Annotated in this window: 16 protein-coding genes; 2 read left to right on the top strand and 14 right to left on the bottom strand. The window is 63.6% G+C overall.

The genetic code is table 11. From position 1 onward, the window contains the following. Position 1: 1 nt before the first annotated feature. The 5 genes from thiO to pilV are packed head-to-tail and all read right to left on the bottom strand — an operon-like array spanning position 2 to position 3,023. Entirely contained in the window at positions 2-1,099 is a 1,098-nt protein-coding gene (thiO, locus tag IAE34_RS12760) for a glycine oxidase ThiO (RefSeq protein ID WP_200139314.1), read from the bottom strand. Positions 1,100-1,128: 29 nt separating this feature from the next. After that, complete coding sequence (locus tag IAE34_RS12765) at positions 1,129-1,518, bottom strand: type IV pilin protein (protein ID WP_200139315.1); 390 nt, start codon at positions 1,516-1,518, stop codon at positions 1,129-1,131. Further along, a complete protein-coding gene (locus tag IAE34_RS12770) occupies positions 1,502-2,002 on the bottom strand; it encodes a hypothetical protein (protein WP_200139316.1) in 501 nt (166 codons plus the stop codon). The genes IAE34_RS12765 and IAE34_RS12770 overlap by 17 nt, the downstream gene beginning before the upstream one ends. Continuing rightward, positions 1,999-2,664 (bottom strand): PilW family protein, encoded by a 666-nt coding sequence (locus IAE34_RS12775; protein ID WP_200139317.1) that lies wholly within the window; start codon positions 2,662-2,664, stop codon positions 1,999-2,001. The genes IAE34_RS12770 and IAE34_RS12775 overlap by 4 nt, the downstream gene beginning before the upstream one ends. Next, on the bottom strand, positions 2,661-3,023 hold the full coding sequence (gene pilV, locus IAE34_RS24515) for a type IV pilus modification protein PilV (RefSeq protein ID WP_200139318.1): 363 nt from the start codon (positions 3,021-3,023) through the stop codon (positions 2,661-2,663). Before pilV ends, IAE34_RS12775 begins: the two co-directional genes overlap by 4 nt. 108 nt (positions 3,024-3,131) lie before the next feature. Here pilV and IAE34_RS12785 point away from each other — a divergent pair, with 108 nt between their 5' ends. Then, the gene (locus IAE34_RS12785) at positions 3,132-3,623 is read left to right on the top strand and encodes a GspH/FimT family pseudopilin (protein ID WP_200139319.1); all 492 of its coding nucleotides are present in this window, start codon (positions 3,132-3,134) and stop codon (positions 3,621-3,623) included. Here IAE34_RS12785 and ispH read toward each other — a convergent pair whose 3' ends face one another. From ispH to murJ, 6 genes are all read right to left on the bottom strand, one after another. Continuing rightward, on the bottom strand, positions 3,624-4,571 hold the full coding sequence (gene ispH, locus IAE34_RS12790; RefSeq protein WP_200139320.1) for a 4-hydroxy-3-methylbut-2-enyl diphosphate reductase: 948 nt from the start codon (positions 4,569-4,571) through the stop codon (positions 3,624-3,626). A 14-nt stretch (positions 4,572-4,585) separates the two neighbouring features. Beyond that, the gene (locus IAE34_RS12795) at positions 4,586-5,023 is read right to left on the bottom strand and encodes an FKBP-type peptidyl-prolyl cis-trans isomerase (protein ID WP_200139321.1); all 438 of its coding nucleotides are present in this window, start codon (positions 5,021-5,023) and stop codon (positions 4,586-4,588) included. Then, a complete protein-coding gene (gene lspA, locus IAE34_RS12800) occupies positions 5,016-5,531 on the bottom strand; it encodes a signal peptidase II (protein ID WP_200139322.1) in 516 nt (171 codons plus the stop codon). Before lspA ends, IAE34_RS12795 begins: the two co-directional genes overlap by 8 nt. Beyond that, a complete protein-coding gene (gene ileS / locus IAE34_RS12805) occupies positions 5,524-8,361 on the bottom strand; it encodes an isoleucine--tRNA ligase (protein ID WP_200139323.1) in 2,838 nt (945 codons plus the stop codon). Before ileS ends, lspA begins: the two co-directional genes overlap by 8 nt. After that, a complete protein-coding gene (ribF, locus tag IAE34_RS12810; RefSeq protein WP_200139324.1) occupies positions 8,358-9,308 on the bottom strand; it encodes a bifunctional riboflavin kinase/FAD synthetase in 951 nt (316 codons plus the stop codon). Before ribF ends, ileS begins: the two co-directional genes overlap by 4 nt. Positions 9,309-9,426: 118 nt before the next feature. Next, positions 9,427-10,965, bottom strand: coding sequence for a murein biosynthesis integral membrane protein MurJ (gene murJ / locus IAE34_RS12815; RefSeq protein WP_200139325.1), 1,539 nt, complete (start codon positions 10,963-10,965; stop codon positions 9,427-9,429). 250 nt (positions 10,966-11,215) lie between these two features. Between murJ and rpsT the strand changes: the two genes are divergently transcribed. Beyond that, positions 11,216-11,494, top strand: coding sequence for a 30S ribosomal protein S20 (rpsT, locus tag IAE34_RS12820; protein ID WP_010220592.1), 279 nt, complete (start codon positions 11,216-11,218; stop codon positions 11,492-11,494). A gap of 126 nt (positions 11,495-11,620) precedes the next feature. Here the strand turns inward: rpsT and IAE34_RS12825 are convergent, their stop codons facing one another. Genes IAE34_RS12825 through IAE34_RS12835 form a run of 3 tightly spaced genes read right to left on the bottom strand, consistent with a single transcriptional unit; the run spans position 11,621 to position 15,183 of the window. After that, entirely contained in the window at positions 11,621-13,921 is a 2,301-nt protein-coding gene (locus IAE34_RS12825) for a PqiB family protein (RefSeq protein ID WP_200139326.1), read from the bottom strand. After that, positions 13,914-14,537 (bottom strand): paraquat-inducible protein A, encoded by a 624-nt coding sequence (locus tag IAE34_RS12830; RefSeq protein ID WP_200139327.1) that lies wholly within the window; start codon positions 14,535-14,537, stop codon positions 13,914-13,916. The genes IAE34_RS12825 and IAE34_RS12830 overlap by 8 nt, the downstream gene beginning before the upstream one ends. Then, entirely contained in the window at positions 14,524-15,183 is a 660-nt protein-coding gene (locus IAE34_RS12835) for a paraquat-inducible protein A (RefSeq protein WP_200139328.1), read from the bottom strand. The genes IAE34_RS12830 and IAE34_RS12835 overlap by 14 nt, the downstream gene beginning before the upstream one ends. Positions 15,184-15,374 lie beyond the last annotated feature (191 nt).

Below are 15,374 nucleotides of genomic sequence, written 5' to 3' on the forward strand. Positions count from 1 at the left end.
CTTAGCCCAGCCGCCCCTCGGGCGCATACGGCGTCGGGTCGATGACCGGTGAAGCACCTGTCAGCAAGTCGACCAGTAGTTGGCACGAAGCGGGCGCAAGCACGAGCCCGTTGCGATAATGCCCGCAGTTCAGCCACAAGCCGGCATGCCCAGGCACTGCGCCGATGTAGGGAACGCCTTCAGGCGATCCTGGCCGCAGCCCCGCCCAGTGCGCCACCACCGGCGCCTGGGCCAGCTGAGGCAGCAACTCGATCGCCGAGGCCCTCAGGCTTTCCAGGGCCGCGCCGGTGGGCGTCTTGTCATAGCCCTGGTGCTCCAGGGTACTCCCTACCAGAATGTGTCCATCGCGTCGCGCGATTGCGTACCGGCCTTTGGCCAGGACCATGCTTGGCAGAAAGTCAGGCTCGCACTTGAAGAGGATCATCTGCCCCTTGACGGGCACCACCGGTAGCGCCAGCCCAAGCGTGCGAAGCAGCTCTCCACTCCAGGCGCCGGCACTGAGCACCACATCATCGGCGTTCAGCTGGCCCTCGTCGGTCAATACACCGGTGACCCGCCCCTGCGACTCGGCGAAGCCGCTGATCTGGCAATGTTCGCGCAAGCTCACGTTGGGCAGTGCCTGCAGGGCCGCTTTGAGCGACTTGACCAGCCGCGGATTGCGCACGTTGGCCACACCGCCCATGTGAATGGCACGTGCGTAGCCCGGGCCGAGTGCGGGAACCGCCTGGTAAGCGGCGCGGATGTCGACCTCGGACAACGGCCGGCCTTGGCGCTTCGCCCAGTCCAGGGCATCGGCCTGATCGTCCAGGTCGAGCCAGTACAGCCCGGTGACATGGACCTGCGGGTCGATGCCTGTGCTGGCGAACAATCGTTCGGCCAGTTGCGGATAGAAATCCTGCGACCAGTGCGCCAGCGCCGTCACCGCCGCGCTGTAGCGCCACGGGTAGAGCGGCGAAACGATACCGCCCCCGGCCCAGGAGGACTCCCGGCCCATCTCGCCCTGATCGCACACCACCACCTGCTCGACGCTCGCCGCCAGGTTGTATGCCGTCAGCAGGCCTATCACCCCACCGCCAACAATCACTACGCGCTTGCTCATGTATCGTTCCACATCCTCGAATACTGGCCTCACCAACACTTCGCCGCGTCCGTAGCGCCCAGATTGTCGCGCCTGCCGGCCTGATCGAGCTGGTAGTCGCCGCATTCATCCTGCGCCATCGCTTCGCCGGGCAGGCGTTCGGCCAGCAAGCGGTAGCGATCTTTCTCACGCCAGGCGCTCAGGCGATAGAAGCGACTGCCCTCGGGTAATGGCGTGTGCAACTGGTCGTCGTCGGCATACTGGCCAACCCGGGCATGATGATACTCCAGACGCAGCGCCGAATCGTGCAACAGTCCGATCACTTCGCTGCGAGCGGCACGGCGCAGCTGATCGCTGTAGGTGGGATAAGCGACGCCGGCCAGCAGCCCGATGAGCGCCAGCACCAGCAACAGCTCGACCAGACTAAGACCGCGTTGCATCGACGTGCTCCACACCGCGTTGCCGCCAGGCGATCCGGCGAGGAGGCTGCGCTGCGCCGTTGTCCAGGGCATAGACCGCCTCCAGCACCTGCCGGGTGCGCGGCTCGCGGCTCACCGCCGTGACGCGAAACAGCGTCACCTCCAGCCCATCGGACACGTGCGCTGCGTGTCGCGAGGTGCCCAGGCACTGAGTCAGCACGAGCCCGAACTCGGTGGTCTGCCAGTCGTCTGCCGCGGCACCCGGCCCCTCTGGCAAGGGCGGTGGTGCAGCGGCTGCGCAGCGCGTCTGCGCTGTCCTGGCCAATGTTTCTGCGCCGACCAGCAAACCCGCCTCGGCCATTTCCAGGGCCTGGGCGGACAGCCGCAGGTTGCCTGCCAACGCCGCAAGCGTCAGCGCCTCGCGCAACGCCGAGGTGGCGAGCAGCCCCAGCAGCAGGCTCGACATCAGCGCCAGCAACAGCACCACGCCACGCTGGCGACTCATGATGGCGGCAACCGATTGCGCAAGGTCACGCTCGTCGCATAGTCACGCGTCACCTGCTGTGTAGGGTCGCTCAAGGTCAGCCTTATATCCAGGCGCTCGCCTTCCTGCGCCTCGACGTGCACCACACGCAAATCACGAACGTGATCGATCAGCGCGGCAGTGAAGCCGCCACTGACCAGCAGCAGGCTGCCGTTGTGCAGCCGATAGGTAGTGCGACGCAAGGCAATCGACAGCGGCGCACCCTCCACACGCTGGCGGCGCGCATGAACCTGGGCCCATTCCAGGCAGTCGGTGCTCAGCGTCCAGTCCGCAGAGCCTGGGGCGCCAGGCAGCTCCGCCAGCACCAGGCTGAGTGACTCGAAGCTACCATCTGCGCGCAGGTTGAGCTGCAATGGCTCGGCCAATGCCTGCCGTGCCGCGGGCTCGTGAAAGGTCACCGACTCCAGGCCCAGACAGCCGAAGCTACCGGTCATGCGCAGGTCCAGCGCCAACCTGTGGAGCACCAGTGTGGCGTCCTCGTGCAAGCGCGTCGCCGCGCCCTGCATTCGCCACAGCTGCTGGCTGGAGAACAGGACCTGCGTGGCGGCCCCCAGCACCAGCAGACCGATGGCCAGCGCCACCAGCGCCTCCAGCAGGCCAAAGCCACGCTGGCAGGTCGTCATGGGTCGAGCCTGCCGTGCAGCTCAAAGCGCTGAGGCCGGCTGTCACGAACATCGATCCAGCAGATCTGCAGTTGCACCGAACGGCCCGCGACGACCGCCCGTCCCGTGCCCGAGCGCCCCAGCAGCGCCTGGATGCGCAGCTGCCAGCGGTGAACGGCAGCACCCTCCAGCTGCCCGGAAGCCCGCACCTGCTCCAGCAGGTCCTGAGCCAACTGCACGGCCTGGGCATCGCGTCGCGCCCCGTCGGCGGAGGTCCATGCGCGCACCTGCAAGGCCGCCGAAGCGAACACCCCAAGCGACAGCACCAGCAGTGCCAGAACCACCTCCAGCAAGGAGATACCCCGCTCCCTCAGCTCCATCAATCGCCTCCTGCGAAATGTCCTGCCGCTCGTGACAGGTCCGGCCGACTGACCTCGCCGTCGCGAACCTCGAAGCTACAGAGAAGCACTTCCAGGGAGGAATGCACGATGCGGCAACAGGGAGTAACACTGATTCAGCTGACAGGCGTCCTGGCACTGCTCGCCATCCTGACCCAACTGGCGGTTCCGGCCTACAGCGATTGGCGCGAGGCGACCCAGCACGCCGTCGTCGCACGGGAACTGGCACAGACGCTGCGCAGCGCCCGAACTCGAGCATTGCTGGGCAGCCAGAGGGTGATCGTGGAGCCGTTGGGTAACGATTGGGGGCGGGGATGGCAGACGGTAGTGGATGCCGATCGCCAGGTGCTGCGTGAGCATCGCCTGCAGCGCCCGCTCACCATCACCACCAACCTCACCGAAGTCTGGTTCAGCCCGCTGGGCATACCCCAGCGAGAGAACGGCGCATTCGCCGGTGGCACCCTGCAGGTCTGCCCGACAAGGTCCAGGAATCCTCCACAGCGGATCGTCCTGGCACCCAGCGGTCGCGTCAGCCTGCGTAGCGGCGACGCGCTCGACGCGCCCGGCTGTGCGCCATCCTGATCAGATCAGCGAGCGCACGCGCAATTCCTTGGGCATGGAGAAGGTGATGTTCTCCTCACGACCATCGAGTTCCTCGGCACCCGTGGCACCCCAGGCCTTGAGCTGCTCGATCACACCGCGTACCAGAACCTCGGGCGCGGAAGCCCCCGCCGTGATACCGATGCGCTGCACGCCTTCGAACCAGGTGCGCTGCAGATCCTCGGCCCCATCGATGAGATAGGCCGGGGTACTCATGCGCTCGGCCAGCTCACGCAGACGATTGGAGTTGGAGCTGTTCGGGCTGCCCACCACCAGCACCACATCGCACTCGTCGGCCAATTGCTTGACCGCATCCTGACGGTTCTGGGTGGCGTAGCAGATGTCGTCCTTGCGCGGGCCACCGATGTTCGGGAAGCGCGCGCGCAAGGCGTCGATGACACGGCTGGTGTCATCCATCGACAAGGTCGTCTGGGTCACGAAAGCCAGGTGATCGGCATCGCGCACCTGCAAGGTGGCGACGTCCGCCTCGTCCTCGACGAGGTAGATGGCACCGCCATTGCTGGTGTCGTACTGCCCCATGGTGCCCTCGACCTCCGGGTGTCCGGCGTGGCCGATGAGGATGCACTCGCGGCCGTCGCGGCTGTACTTGGCGACCTCGATGTGCACCTTGGTCACCAGCGGGCAGGTGGCATCGAACACCTTGAGCCCGCGACCCGCCGCCTCCTGACGCACGGCCTGGGAAACGCCGTGGGCGCTGAAGATGACGATGACGTCGTCCGGCACCTGGTCGAGTTCTTCGACGAACACCGCGCCGCGGTTGCGCAGGTCTTCGACCACGAACTTGTTGTGCACCACTTCGTGACGCACGTAGATCGGTGGACCGAAGACTTCCAGGGCGCGATTGACGATCTCGATCGCCCGGTCCACCCCTGCGCAGAAGCCGCGCGGGTTGGCGAGTTTGATGTGCATGCTAGGCTCCAGACTCACAAGGCCTTCACGTCGAGGATCCTGACCTCGAAGCTCAAGGTCTTGCCAGCCAGCGGATGGTTGAAATCGATGGTCACCTGTTGCTCATCGAACGCCTTGACCACACCCGGAAGCTCGGTATTGGCCGCATCGTTGAAGATCACCAGCAGGCCTTCGGACAGTTCCATGCCCTCGAACTGCGAGCGTGGCATGATCTGGACATTCTGCGGGTTGGGCTGACCGAAGGCGCTTTCCGGCGAAATGCTCAAGGTGCGCTCGTCGCCGGCCTTGAAGCCGAACAGGGCATTCTCGAAACCCGGCAGCAGGTTGCCGTCGCCCACCTTGAAGGTGGCCGGCGTCTTGTCGAAGGTGCTGTCGACGGTGTCGCCGTTTTCCAGATGCAGGGCGAAGTGCAAGGTCACTTCGGTGTTCTGGCCGATCCGGGTGTCAGTCATGCACGGCCTCCTCGGTTTTCTTGCTCTTGAACATGTCCAGAGCCAGCATCACTGCGCCGACGGTGATCGCACTGTCGGCCAGATTGAAGGCTGGGAAGTAATGGGTGTTGCGCCAGTGCACCAGGATGAAGTCCACCACGTGCCCGAGCACCACCCGGTCCCAGAGATTACCAATGGCCCCGCCCAGCACCAGGGCCAGCGCGACCGCCAGCCAGGTCTCGTCGCGTCCCAGGCGCTTGAGCCACACCACCAGCACGGCGCTGACCACCACCGCGATCAGGGCGAACAACCAACGCTGCCAGCCGGAGCTGTCGGCCAGGAAGCTGAAGGCCGCTCCGGTGTTGTAGGCCAGGGTCCAGCTGAAATAGTCGGGAATGACCACGATCTGCTGATACATGGTCAGGGCATTGTCGAAGTACAGCTTGGTCGCCTGGTCAAGGACCAGCACCAGCAGACTCAACCACAACCAGGCCAGGCGCCCGAAGCGCCCTGCTGCGACATTAGGCATAGTGGCGCACCTCGCCACTGCCGCTCATGTTGTCGACGCAACGGCCGCAGATGTCCGGATGCTCCGCGTGGCTGCCGACATCGGCGCGGAAGTGCCAGCAGCGCGCGCACTTGGCATGACCTGACTTCACCACTTTCAGCTTGAGCCCTTCCACTTCGGTGACCACTGCCTCGGCTGGCGCCTCGCTGAACGGCACCACGCTGGCGGCGGAGGTGATCAGCACGAAGCGCAATTCGTCGCTCAGCCTGGCCAGGTCGGCACTCAGGCCCGGCTCGGCGAACAGCGTGACCTCGGCTTGCAGGTTGCCGCCGATGACCTTGGCCGAACGCTGGTTCTCCAGCTCCTTGTTGACTGCCGCCTTGACCGCCATGATGCGGTCCCAATAGGCGCGATCCAGCTCGCTGTCCTGCGGCAACTCGGTCAGGCCCTGGTACCACTCGTTGAGCATGACCGACTCGTTGCGCTCGCCCGGCAGGTACTGCCAGATCTCGTCAGCGGTGAAGGCCAGGATCGGCGCGATCCAGCGCACCAGCGCCTCGCTGATGTGATACAGCGCCGTCTGGCAGGAACGCCGTGCGACGCTGTTGGCACCGGTGGTGTACTGCCGGTCCTTGATGATGTCCAGGTAGAAACCGCCCAGCTCCTGCACGCAGAAGTTGTGCACCTTGGAGTAGACGTTCCAGAAGCGATATTCGTCGTAGTGCTCCTGCAGCTCGCGCTGCAGCAGCAAGGTACGGTCCACCGCCCAGCGGTCCAGCGCCACCATCTCCTCAGGTGCCAGCAGGTCGCGTGCCGGGTCGAAGCCGGACAGATTCGACAGCAGGAAACGTGCGGTATTGCGAATGCGCCGGTAGGCATCGGCGCTGCGCTGCAGGATCTGCTCGGACACCGCCATCTCGCCGGAATAGTCGGTGGCAGCGACCCACAGGCGCAGGATGTCGGCGCCCAGGGTGTTGTTGACCTTCTCGGGCTCGATGGTATTGCCCAGCGACTTGGACATCTTGCGGCCGTTCTCGTCCACGGTGAAACCGTGGGTAAGCAGCTCGCGATAGGGCGCATGCCCGTCGATGGCGCAACCGGTGAGCAGCGACGAGTGGAACCAGCCACGGTGCTGGTCGGACCCTTCCAGGTAAAGATCGGCACGTGGACCGGTGGCATGACCGATGTCGTGCGAGCCGCGCAGCACATGCCAGTGCGTGGTCCCGGAGTCGAACCACACATCCAGGGTGTCGGTGATCTTGTCGTACTGCCCGGCTTGCTCACCCAGCAGTTCGGCGGCATCGAGCTTGAACCAGGCTTCGATACCCTGCTGCTCGACACGCTTGGCCACTTCCTCCATCAGCTCGACCGTGCGCGGATGCAGTTCGCCAGTCTGCCTGTCGAGGAAGAACGGAATCGGCACGCCCCAGTTGCGCTGACGCGAGATGCACCAGTCGGGACGCGTGGCGATCATCGCGTGCAGGCGCGCCTGGCCCCAGGCCGGGACGAACTTGGTATCCTCGATGGCCTTGAGCGCGCGCGCGCGCAGGGTCTCGCCGTTGTCAGGCTGCTTGTCCATGCCTACGAACCACTGCGCAGTGGCGCGGTAGATCAGCGGCGACTTGTGGCGCCAGCAGTGCATGTAGCTGTGGGTGATGACTTCGGTGTGCAGCAGGGCATCGACTTCCTGCAGCTTCTCGGCGATGGCCGGGCCGACCTTGAAGATGAACTGGCCGCCGAAAAATTCCAGCGAGTCCGCATAGACGCCGTTGCTCTGGACGGGCGTCAGGATCTCATCGTTATGCATGCCGTAACGCTTGCAGGTCACGAAGTCGTCTTCACCGTACGACGGCGCCGTGTGGACGATACCGGTACCCGCGCCGAGCTCGACGTAATCTGCCAGGTAGACCGGCGAGTTGCGATCGTAGAACGGATGACGGAAATTGATCAGCTCCAGTGCCGCCCCCGGCGCCCGCGCGACGATCTGGCCTTCTCGACCATAGCGCTGCAGGCAGGCCTCAACCAGCTCCTCGGCCAGCACCAGCAGGCGATCGCCCACGTCCACCAGCGCGTAGCTGAAATCGGCATGGACACTCAGCGCTTGGTTGGCGGGGATGGTCCACGCGGTCGTGGTCCAGATCACCATCGAGGTGGGCTTGCCCAGCGTCTGCAGCCCGAACGCGGCGGCCAGCTTGGCTTCGTCTTGCAGGCTGATCGGGAAAGCAACGTCGAGTGTGTGGGACTTCTTGTCGGCATACTCGACCTCGGCCTCGGCCAGGGCCGAGCCGCAGTCGAAGCACCAGTTCACCGGCTTGAGGCCCTTGAACACGAAGCCGTGCTTGACCATTTCCGCCAGCGCACGGATCTCGCCGGCTTCATTGGCGAAGTCCATGGTCTTGTACGGATTGTCCCAGTCACCCAGCACACCCAGGCGGATGAACTCGGTCTTCTGCCCTTCGATCTGCTCGGCGGCATAGGCACGGCACAGCTCGCGGGTCTGGTCGGGGCTCAGGTGCTTGCCGTGGGTGACCTCGACCTTGTGCTCGATCGGCAGGCCGTGGCAGTCCCAGCCAGGCACATAAGGCGCGTCGAAACCTGACAGGGTCTTGGAGCGGACGATCATGTCCTTGAGGATCTTGTTCAGCGCGTGACCGATGTGGATCTTGCCGTTGGCATAGGGCGGGCCGTCGTGCAGGACGAACTTCGGACGGTCCTTGCCAATTTCGCGCAACTTCCGGTACAGGCCAATGCTGTCCCAGCGCTGCAGGATCTGCGGTTCGCGCTGGGGCAGGCCGGCCTTCATGGGGAAGGCGGTGTCCGGGAGGTTAAGCGTGGCTTTGTAGTCGGTCATTTCAGGCTCTTGGTTAGCGGTTGAGCGTGCCAGTGGGCACGCGCGGCGGCGATGTCCGCGTCGATCGCCGACTTCAGCGCCTCCAGGGAGGCGAATCGCTGCTCCTCGCGCAGCTTCTGATGAAACTCCACCGTCAGCCGACGACCGTACAAGTCGCCGGCGTAATCGAGCAGATGAATCTCCAGGTGGGGACGCCCGTCACCGGCGACGGTGGGACGTACCCCGATGTTGGCGATGCCCGGCCAGACCTTGCCGTCGATCTCGGCACTGGTCAGGTAGACACCCGAGAGCGGTATGCGGCGGCGCTTGAGCTGCACGTTGGCGGTGGGCGTGCCGAGCTGGCGCGCCAGCTTCTGCCCATGCAGCACTCGCCCGGTGATGGTGTAGGGACGGCCCAGCAAGTGGGCGGCCAGGTCGAAGTCGGCATTGGCCAGCGCCGTGCGTACCTGAGTGCTGCTGACCCGCAGCCCGTCCTGCACTACGGTGTGCGCGGCTTCGACACTGAAGCCATGGCGCCGGCCGGCCTCGACCAGGAAAGCGAAGTCGCCGGCACGGTCGCAGCCGAAACGGAAGTCGTCACCGACCTCCAGATGGCGCACGGCAAGGCCGTCTACCAGTATCGTTTCGACGAACTGTTCGGCGCTCAATTCGCTCAGGCGTCGATTGAAAGGCAGGCACAGGATGCGGTCGATCCCCTCGCCCGCCAGCAGCTCGACTTTGTCCCGCAGACGCGCCAGGCGTGCAGGGGCGGTATCGGGGGCGAAATATTCGCGCGGCTGTGGCTCGAAGATCACCACGCAGGTCGGCAGGCCGAGGGCCTGGGCGCGCTCGCGCAAGCGCGCCAGGATCGCCTGATGGCCCCGGTGCACTCCGTCGAAGTTGCCAATGGTGGCGACGCAGCCCCGGTATTCGGGGCGCAGGTTGTGAAGACCTCGAACCAGCTGCATAACGCGCTTCTTGCTCATAAAGTGTTCGATTATAACCACACCCGAGCGCCGGTGACAGGTAACAGCGCCACTGAGGGCCATGGAGTTGGAAAAATCGACGCCTGGCCGCGGGCCGACCTCAATGCAGCGCCTTGCGAGCGAACTGCCGAGGCCGGAAGCCGCACAGCAGCAGGCAACCGAAGTAGGTCAGCACACCGGCCAGGATCAGCGCGCCCAGCCGCAGCAGTCGCGCCAGCATACCCCCCTGTTCCCAGGCCGGCATCAAGTGCAGGCCCAGCACCAGCACTGCGGACATCAGGCCCACGGCCAGTACCAGCTTGAGCAGGAACGGCGTCCATCCCGGTTGAGGCTGGAACAACTGTTGCGTGCGCAGCTTCCAGAACAGCAGACCGGCGTTCAGACACGCACCCAGGCTGATCGCCAGGGCCAGGCCGGCGTGCTGCAGCGGACCGATCAGCGCGAGGTTGAACAACTGGGTGCAGACCAGCGTGAAGATCGCGATCTTCACCGGTGTACGGATGTTCTGCTGCGCATAGAAGCCCGGCGCCAGCACCTTGACCAGGATGATCGCCAGCAGTCCCACCGAGTAGGCGATCAGCGCCCGCTGGGTCATGGCCGAATCGGTCGCCGTGAACTTGCCATACTGGAACAGCGCGACCGTCAGCGGCTCGGCCAGCAGCGCCAGGGCCAGCGTACAGGGCAGCACTAGTAGGAAGCACAGGCGCAACCCCCAGTCGAGAATGCGCGAATACTCCTCACGGTCGCGATTGGCGTAGGTCTTGGCCAGCGTCGGCAGCAAGATGGTGCCCAGCGCCACACCCAGCACGCCGGAAGGCAATTCCATGAGCCGGTCGGCGTAATACATCCAGGACACCGAGCCTGCCACCAGGAATGACGCGAAGACGGTGTTGATGATCAGCGAGATCTGACTCACCGATACCCCGAGGATCGCTGGCAGCATCTGCCGGAGCACGCGCCATACGCCACTGTCACGCAGGTTCAGCCGCGGCAGCACGAGCATTCCGATCTTCTTCAGCGCAGGCAACTGGTAGAGCAGTTGCGCCAGCCCCCCTGCCAGCACGCCCCAACCCAACGCCATGATCGGTGGATCGACATAGGGCGTGAGAAAGACGGCGAAGCCGATCATCGCCACGTTCAGCAAGGTGGGTGTGAAGGCGGGCACCGAAAAGCGGTTCCAGGTATTGAGGATCGCGCCAACCAGCGACGACAAGGAAATCAGCAATATATAAGGAAAGGTCACCCGCAGCAGCGAAGTGGTCAGCTGGTATTTCTCGGCGCTGTCGACGAAACCAGGCGCCGTGACCCATACCACCCAGGGCGCGGCCAGGATGCCCAGCACCGTCACCACTGCCAGCACCAGCGTCAGCAAGCCGCTGACATAGGCAATGAAAGTGCGCGTGGCCTCTTCGCCCTGCTGTGTCTTGTATTCGGCAAGGATCGGCACGAAGGCCTGGGAGAATGCCCCTTCGGCGAAGATGCGCCGCAGCAGGTTGGGCAACTTGAAGGCGATGAAGAAGGCATCGGTGGCCACGCCTGCACCGAATATCCGCGCCAACAGGGTGTCGCGCACGAAACCCAGCACCCTGGAAATCATGGTGATGGAGCTGACCGCAGCGAGGGATTTGAGCAAGTTCATCGAAAAAATGTGCGCCTGAGACGTGAGAGCTGCCAGATGGCGCCGGAGTGTGCGATACTCCCGCCCCTCTGCAAGGGTGCCAAAACTCCCGAGTTTACAGGTCGTTGCGCAGAAAGGAATCTCTCCTTCCGCGCGCACGTGCCACTCGGCAGATCCTTGCAACTGGCCTTGACATCCGTCCGACTCATCGGCATGATTCGCGGCCTTATTTGTTTGCTATTTACCCAAAAGTCTTTCGAGGAGCTCGACGGTGGCCAACTCACCTTCCGCCAAGAAACGTGCAAAACAGGCTGAGAAGCGTCGCAGCCACAACGCCAGCCTGCGTTCCATGGTCCGTACCTACATCAAAAACGTAGTCAAGGCCATCGACGCTAAAGACGCTGAAAAAGCGCAAGCCGCCTACACCCTGGCTGTGCCTGTCATCGACCGTATGGCCGACAAAGGCATCATCCACAAGAACAAGGCTGCTCGCCATAAAGGCCGTCTCAATGGCCACATCAAGGCGCTGAAAGAAGCCGCAGCTGCCTAAGCGACGCGCTTGAACAAAAACCGACCCTAGGGTCGGTTTTTTGTTGCCTGCGATTTGTTGCCTGCGATGAATTCTTTCTGGCGCTCCCAGCAGGTCGGGCTACCGCAAGGCAGCCCGACCAACGCCTCACTTACCCAACGAAATCTTCGGCGCCCATTGCAACCAGGCATCGTCGGCCTTCTCGAACAGCGCGAAGGTCTGCTGAGGACGGGCCGGATTGCCCATCTGCTCACCTTCGGGCGTTGCGAAAGCGATACCGCCGGCGATGAGGGTCTCCAGCGACTCGGTACGGACCGTTGCCCCTTTGAACAGGCCCCAGTCGAAGCCGAAGCCGCTGCTGTTCCAGAAACGGCTGCCGCTGCGTACCAGCGAGGCGTAGCGTGGCTCGATGAGGATGTGGATCAGCACTCGATCAGCGCTCTGGCCCAATTCTGCACCGACGACCTTGCCTACCTGCACTTCCCGATAGCTAACCGGCACGCCCGGCTTGATCGAGCCCAGGCGCGGCGCACTGAGCGTCAGCGGCAGACCGACCTCCGCGCCCTTTACCTCAGGCGCGTCGGCCAAGGCATTGAAGTCTCGCTGCGGCCCTCGATTGGTCGACGCGGGCTGCACCTCCAGGTACTGCCCCCCCACCAGCGTGTCGAGATTCTCCGTGCGCAGCAACCCTAGCGACGGCTTGACCACCCAGAACTGCGTACCTACCCGCGCGATACGATCGGCAGCGTCGGTGATGCGTGCATGGAGCAACACCGCCTGCAGGTCGGCCGTCAGGTCGACGCGCTCGATACTGCCGACCTCGAGCCCGCGAAAGCGAATGGGCGTACCCGGCTTGAGGCCGTCGGCACGCTCGACACGTATGGTGATCGGTGTACCCAGGCGATTGGCAGCCTCTTCGTTCTCCAGCAGGCGGAAACGCGGGATATGGCGCTTGAGCGGCACGTTGGGCTGTGGTGTATCGAAGGCGATACCACCGGCCATCAGCGTCTGCAGCGACTCGCTCTTGATCTTGATCCCCGACAGACCGCCGGTGAGGGTGACCCCACTGGCATTCCAGAAGCGTGTCGAGCCGTTGACCAGGTTGGCGTACTCCTTCTCGATGTGCACGCCGATCAGGATGCGCTTGCTGTTGCGAGCGAACTGGTAGCTCTGCACGCTACCCACCCTCACTTGGCGGTAGGTCACCGGGCTGCCGACTTCGAGCGAGCCAAGGGTATCGGCGAACAGCACCAGATGCAGCCCCGGCGCCTTGAGATCGAGCGGCGGCGCCTTGGGCCGCGCTTCGAACTCGCGCTGCGGCCGGGCGCCCTTCTCACCAGGGCGAATGGCGATGTAGTTACCTTTGACCAACGCCTCGATTCCGGTGATGCCCGCCAGCGAGATCGACGGCTTGACCACCCAGAACTGCGTCCCTTCTACCAGATAGTCCTCTGCAAGAGGATCGAGCGTCAGCTCGGCCATGGCGCCACTGAGGTCGTCGTCCATCTTCAGGGCTTTCATGGAGCCGACCTGGATACCCTTGTACATCACTGGCGTACGACCTGCCTGCAAACCTTCGTAGTCGCTCAGGTGAACCTTGACTCGAATGCCTGCTTGGGCTGCGTCGAAATCCTCGTACAGGCGAAACGGCAGGTTCGGATCCGTGGGCGGGCTGTCCTTGCGATATTCCGGCGTCGCGAAAGCGATGCCGCCGGCGACGATGCTCGACAGCGATTCGCTGCGCACCTTCACGCCAGACAGGTTGGCATCGATACTGATGCCACTGGCATTCCAGAAACGCGTATGCTTTCGCACCAGATTGGCATACTGCGGCTCGATGAACAGCTTGATCTCGACCGTTTCATGGTTGTCGGACAGCTTGTAGCTCTTTACCCTGCCCACCTGTATCTGCTTGTAGAACACAGGGCTGTCGCGGTTCAGCGAACCCAGACGTTCCGCCTTGAGGGTCAGGTGCAGGCCAGGCTCCTTGTCCGACAGCGGCGGCGCCTCGGCCAGGGCCTTGAACTGCTTGGTAGGCTCGCCTTGCCCCGGATCCACGGCAATGTAATTGCCCGACACCAAGGTCTCCAGTCCCGATATTCCAGCCAGGCTGACGCTGGGCTTGACCAGCCAGAAGCGCGTGCCTGTGGTCAGATGCACGTCTGCCGCCTTGTTCATCTCGAGGGTGGCGATCACCCCCTTGTCGCTGCCGTCGGCATCCAGAACCAGCTCCTTGACCTTGCCGACCGACATCCCCTTGAACATCACTTCGGTCTTGTTGGCAACGATGCCTTCGCCCGTCTCGAACCGCACCTGGACTTCCACACCGGCCTGCCGATAGGCCTGCCAGGCCAACCAGCCACCGATCAGCAGCGCGATGAGAGGGAGAATCCAGATGGCCGACCAATTGGAAGCTGGCCGGGTTTTTGCCGTTGGCAGGTCACTCATGGTCGTCGTCCGACTCCGTGTTGTCCCAGATCAGTCGGGGATCGAAGGTTAAGGCAGCAAGCATCGTAAGAATCACTACAGCGGCAAAGGCGATAGCGCCCAGATTGGCTTCGACACTGGCGATACGCCCGAATTTCACCACCGCAACGAGGATGGCGATGACGAAGATATCCAACATCGACCACCTGCCGATGAATTCGATGAAACGGTACATCAGGATTCGCTGCCTGGCGGAAAGTGGCTGGCGACGCTGTACCGAGTACAGCAACAGCCCGAGCCCGATCAGCTTGAAGGTCGGCACCAGGATACTGGCGGTGAACACCACCGCGGCAATCGGCAGCATGCCGTGCTTCATCAGCGTGATCACGCCGGACATGATGGTGTCCGGACTGCCCTGGCCCAGGGTGCTGACCGTCATGATCGGCAGCAGGTTGGCAGGAATGTAGAGAATCATCGCGGTGATCAGCAAGGCCCAGGTATAGGCGATGCTATTGGGGCGCCGGGCATGCACCACAGCACCGCATCGGCTGCAATGCTGCGAGTCGCTGCCGGGAACGTGACGGTTGAGCGCATGACATTCATTGCACACCAGGATACCGGCATCAATCGCGCGCATGGCTGCCCTCCGCGGAAAGTGCGCCCCAGATCTGATGAGGCGACATCACCACTTCCAGCCACACCTGAACCAGCAGCAGCCCTATGAAGCAGAACAACCCCAGGCCTACGGTGAGCTCCGCGAGGTCGACAAGCTTGACGATCGCCACCAGCACGCCCATGAAATACACCTCGAGCATGCCCCACTCGCGCAAGTGGTGATAAAGGCGATAAAGCAGCAGGCCCGTGCTGCGCCCGACATTCAGCCGAATACTCAACAACACCAGCAACTGGCACAGCAACTTGAGCAGGGGTACCGCCATGCTGCACAGGAACACCACCACGGCGATTTCGCGCATGTCCGAGTGGTAAAGCCCCAGCACCCCACTCCACACCGTATCGTCGGCATTCTGACCCAGCAGGTGCAATTGCATGATGGGCAGGAAATTGGCCGGCACGTACAGCAGCAGCGCGGTCAGCACCAATGCCAGGCTCCGATCGATGACATTGTGACGGTGGGCATAAAGCTCGTAGCCACACCGCGGGCACAGGGCTTTTTCATCCCGCTGCAACGCAGCCTTGCGCAGCAGCAGGTCGCACTCGTGGCAGGCCACGAGTTCATCCAGCGGCTGGGCGGCCAGCGCTTGGGGGTCGACAGGGTTGGACATAGAGGATTCTGCTGCAAGGGTCGGGTCTATTCTAGTGTTCCGACCCGAAATGTGGGAGATGGTGCTGCGCCCGGGGAGTAACCATTGATTGCGCAGGCCGCCCGGCTTACCCAGGGGGCGGCGCTGTGCAACCCTGGCGGATCGCCAAAAAGACAAAACCCCTACCTGCGCGAGCAGATAGGGGTTTTGCG

This window comes from Pseudomonas sp. S30 (genome assembly GCF_016518545.1).
In the GTDB taxonomy this organism is placed as follows: domain Bacteria; phylum Pseudomonadota; class Gammaproteobacteria; order Pseudomonadales; family Pseudomonadaceae; genus Aquipseudomonas.

Coding starts and splice junctions, on each gene's coding strand:
- thiO (WP_200139314.1), bottom strand. CDS start 1,099: ATGAGCAAGCGCGTAGTGATTGTTGGCGGTGGGGTGATAGGCCTGCTG.
- IAE34_RS12765 (WP_200139315.1), bottom strand. CDS start 1,518: ATGCAACGCGGTCTTAGTCTGGTCGAGCTGTTGCTGGTGCTGGCGCTC.
- IAE34_RS12770 (WP_200139316.1), bottom strand. CDS start 2,002: ATGAGTCGCCAGCGTGGCGTGGTGCTGTTGCTGGCGCTGATGTCGAGC.
- IAE34_RS12775 (WP_200139317.1), bottom strand. CDS start 2,664: ATGACGACCTGCCAGCGTGGCTTTGGCCTGCTGGAGGCGCTGGTGGCG.
- pilV (WP_200139318.1), bottom strand. CDS start 3,023: ATGGAGCTGAGGGAGCGGGGTATCTCCTTGCTGGAGGTGGTTCTGGCA.
- IAE34_RS12785 (WP_200139319.1), top strand. CDS start 3,132: ATGCGGCAACAGGGAGTAACACTGATTCAGCTGACAGGCGTCCTGGCA.
- ispH (WP_200139320.1), bottom strand. CDS start 4,571: ATGCACATCAAACTCGCCAACCCGCGCGGCTTCTGCGCAGGGGTGGAC.
- IAE34_RS12795 (WP_200139321.1), bottom strand. CDS start 5,023: ATGACTGACACCCGGATCGGCCAGAACACCGAAGTGACCTTGCACTTC.
- lspA (WP_200139322.1), bottom strand. CDS start 5,531: ATGCCTAATGTCGCAGCAGGGCGCTTCGGGCGCCTGGCCTGGTTGTGG.
- ileS (WP_200139323.1), bottom strand. CDS start 8,361: ATGACCGACTACAAAGCCACGCTTAACCTCCCGGACACCGCCTTCCCC.
- ribF (WP_200139324.1), bottom strand. CDS start 9,308: ATGCAGCTGGTTCGAGGTCTTCACAACCTGCGCCCCGAATACCGGGGC.
- murJ (WP_200139325.1), bottom strand. CDS start 10,965: ATGAACTTGCTCAAATCCCTCGCTGCGGTCAGCTCCATCACCATGATT.
- IAE34_RS12825 (WP_200139326.1), bottom strand. CDS start 13,921: ATGAGTGACCTGCCAACGGCAAAAACCCGGCCAGCTTCCAATTGGTCG.
- IAE34_RS12830 (WP_200139327.1), bottom strand. CDS start 14,537: ATGCGCGCGATTGATGCCGGTATCCTGGTGTGCAATGAATGTCATGCG.
- IAE34_RS12835 (WP_200139328.1), bottom strand. CDS start 15,183: ATGTCCAACCCTGTCGACCCCCAAGCGCTGGCCGCCCAGCCGCTGGAT.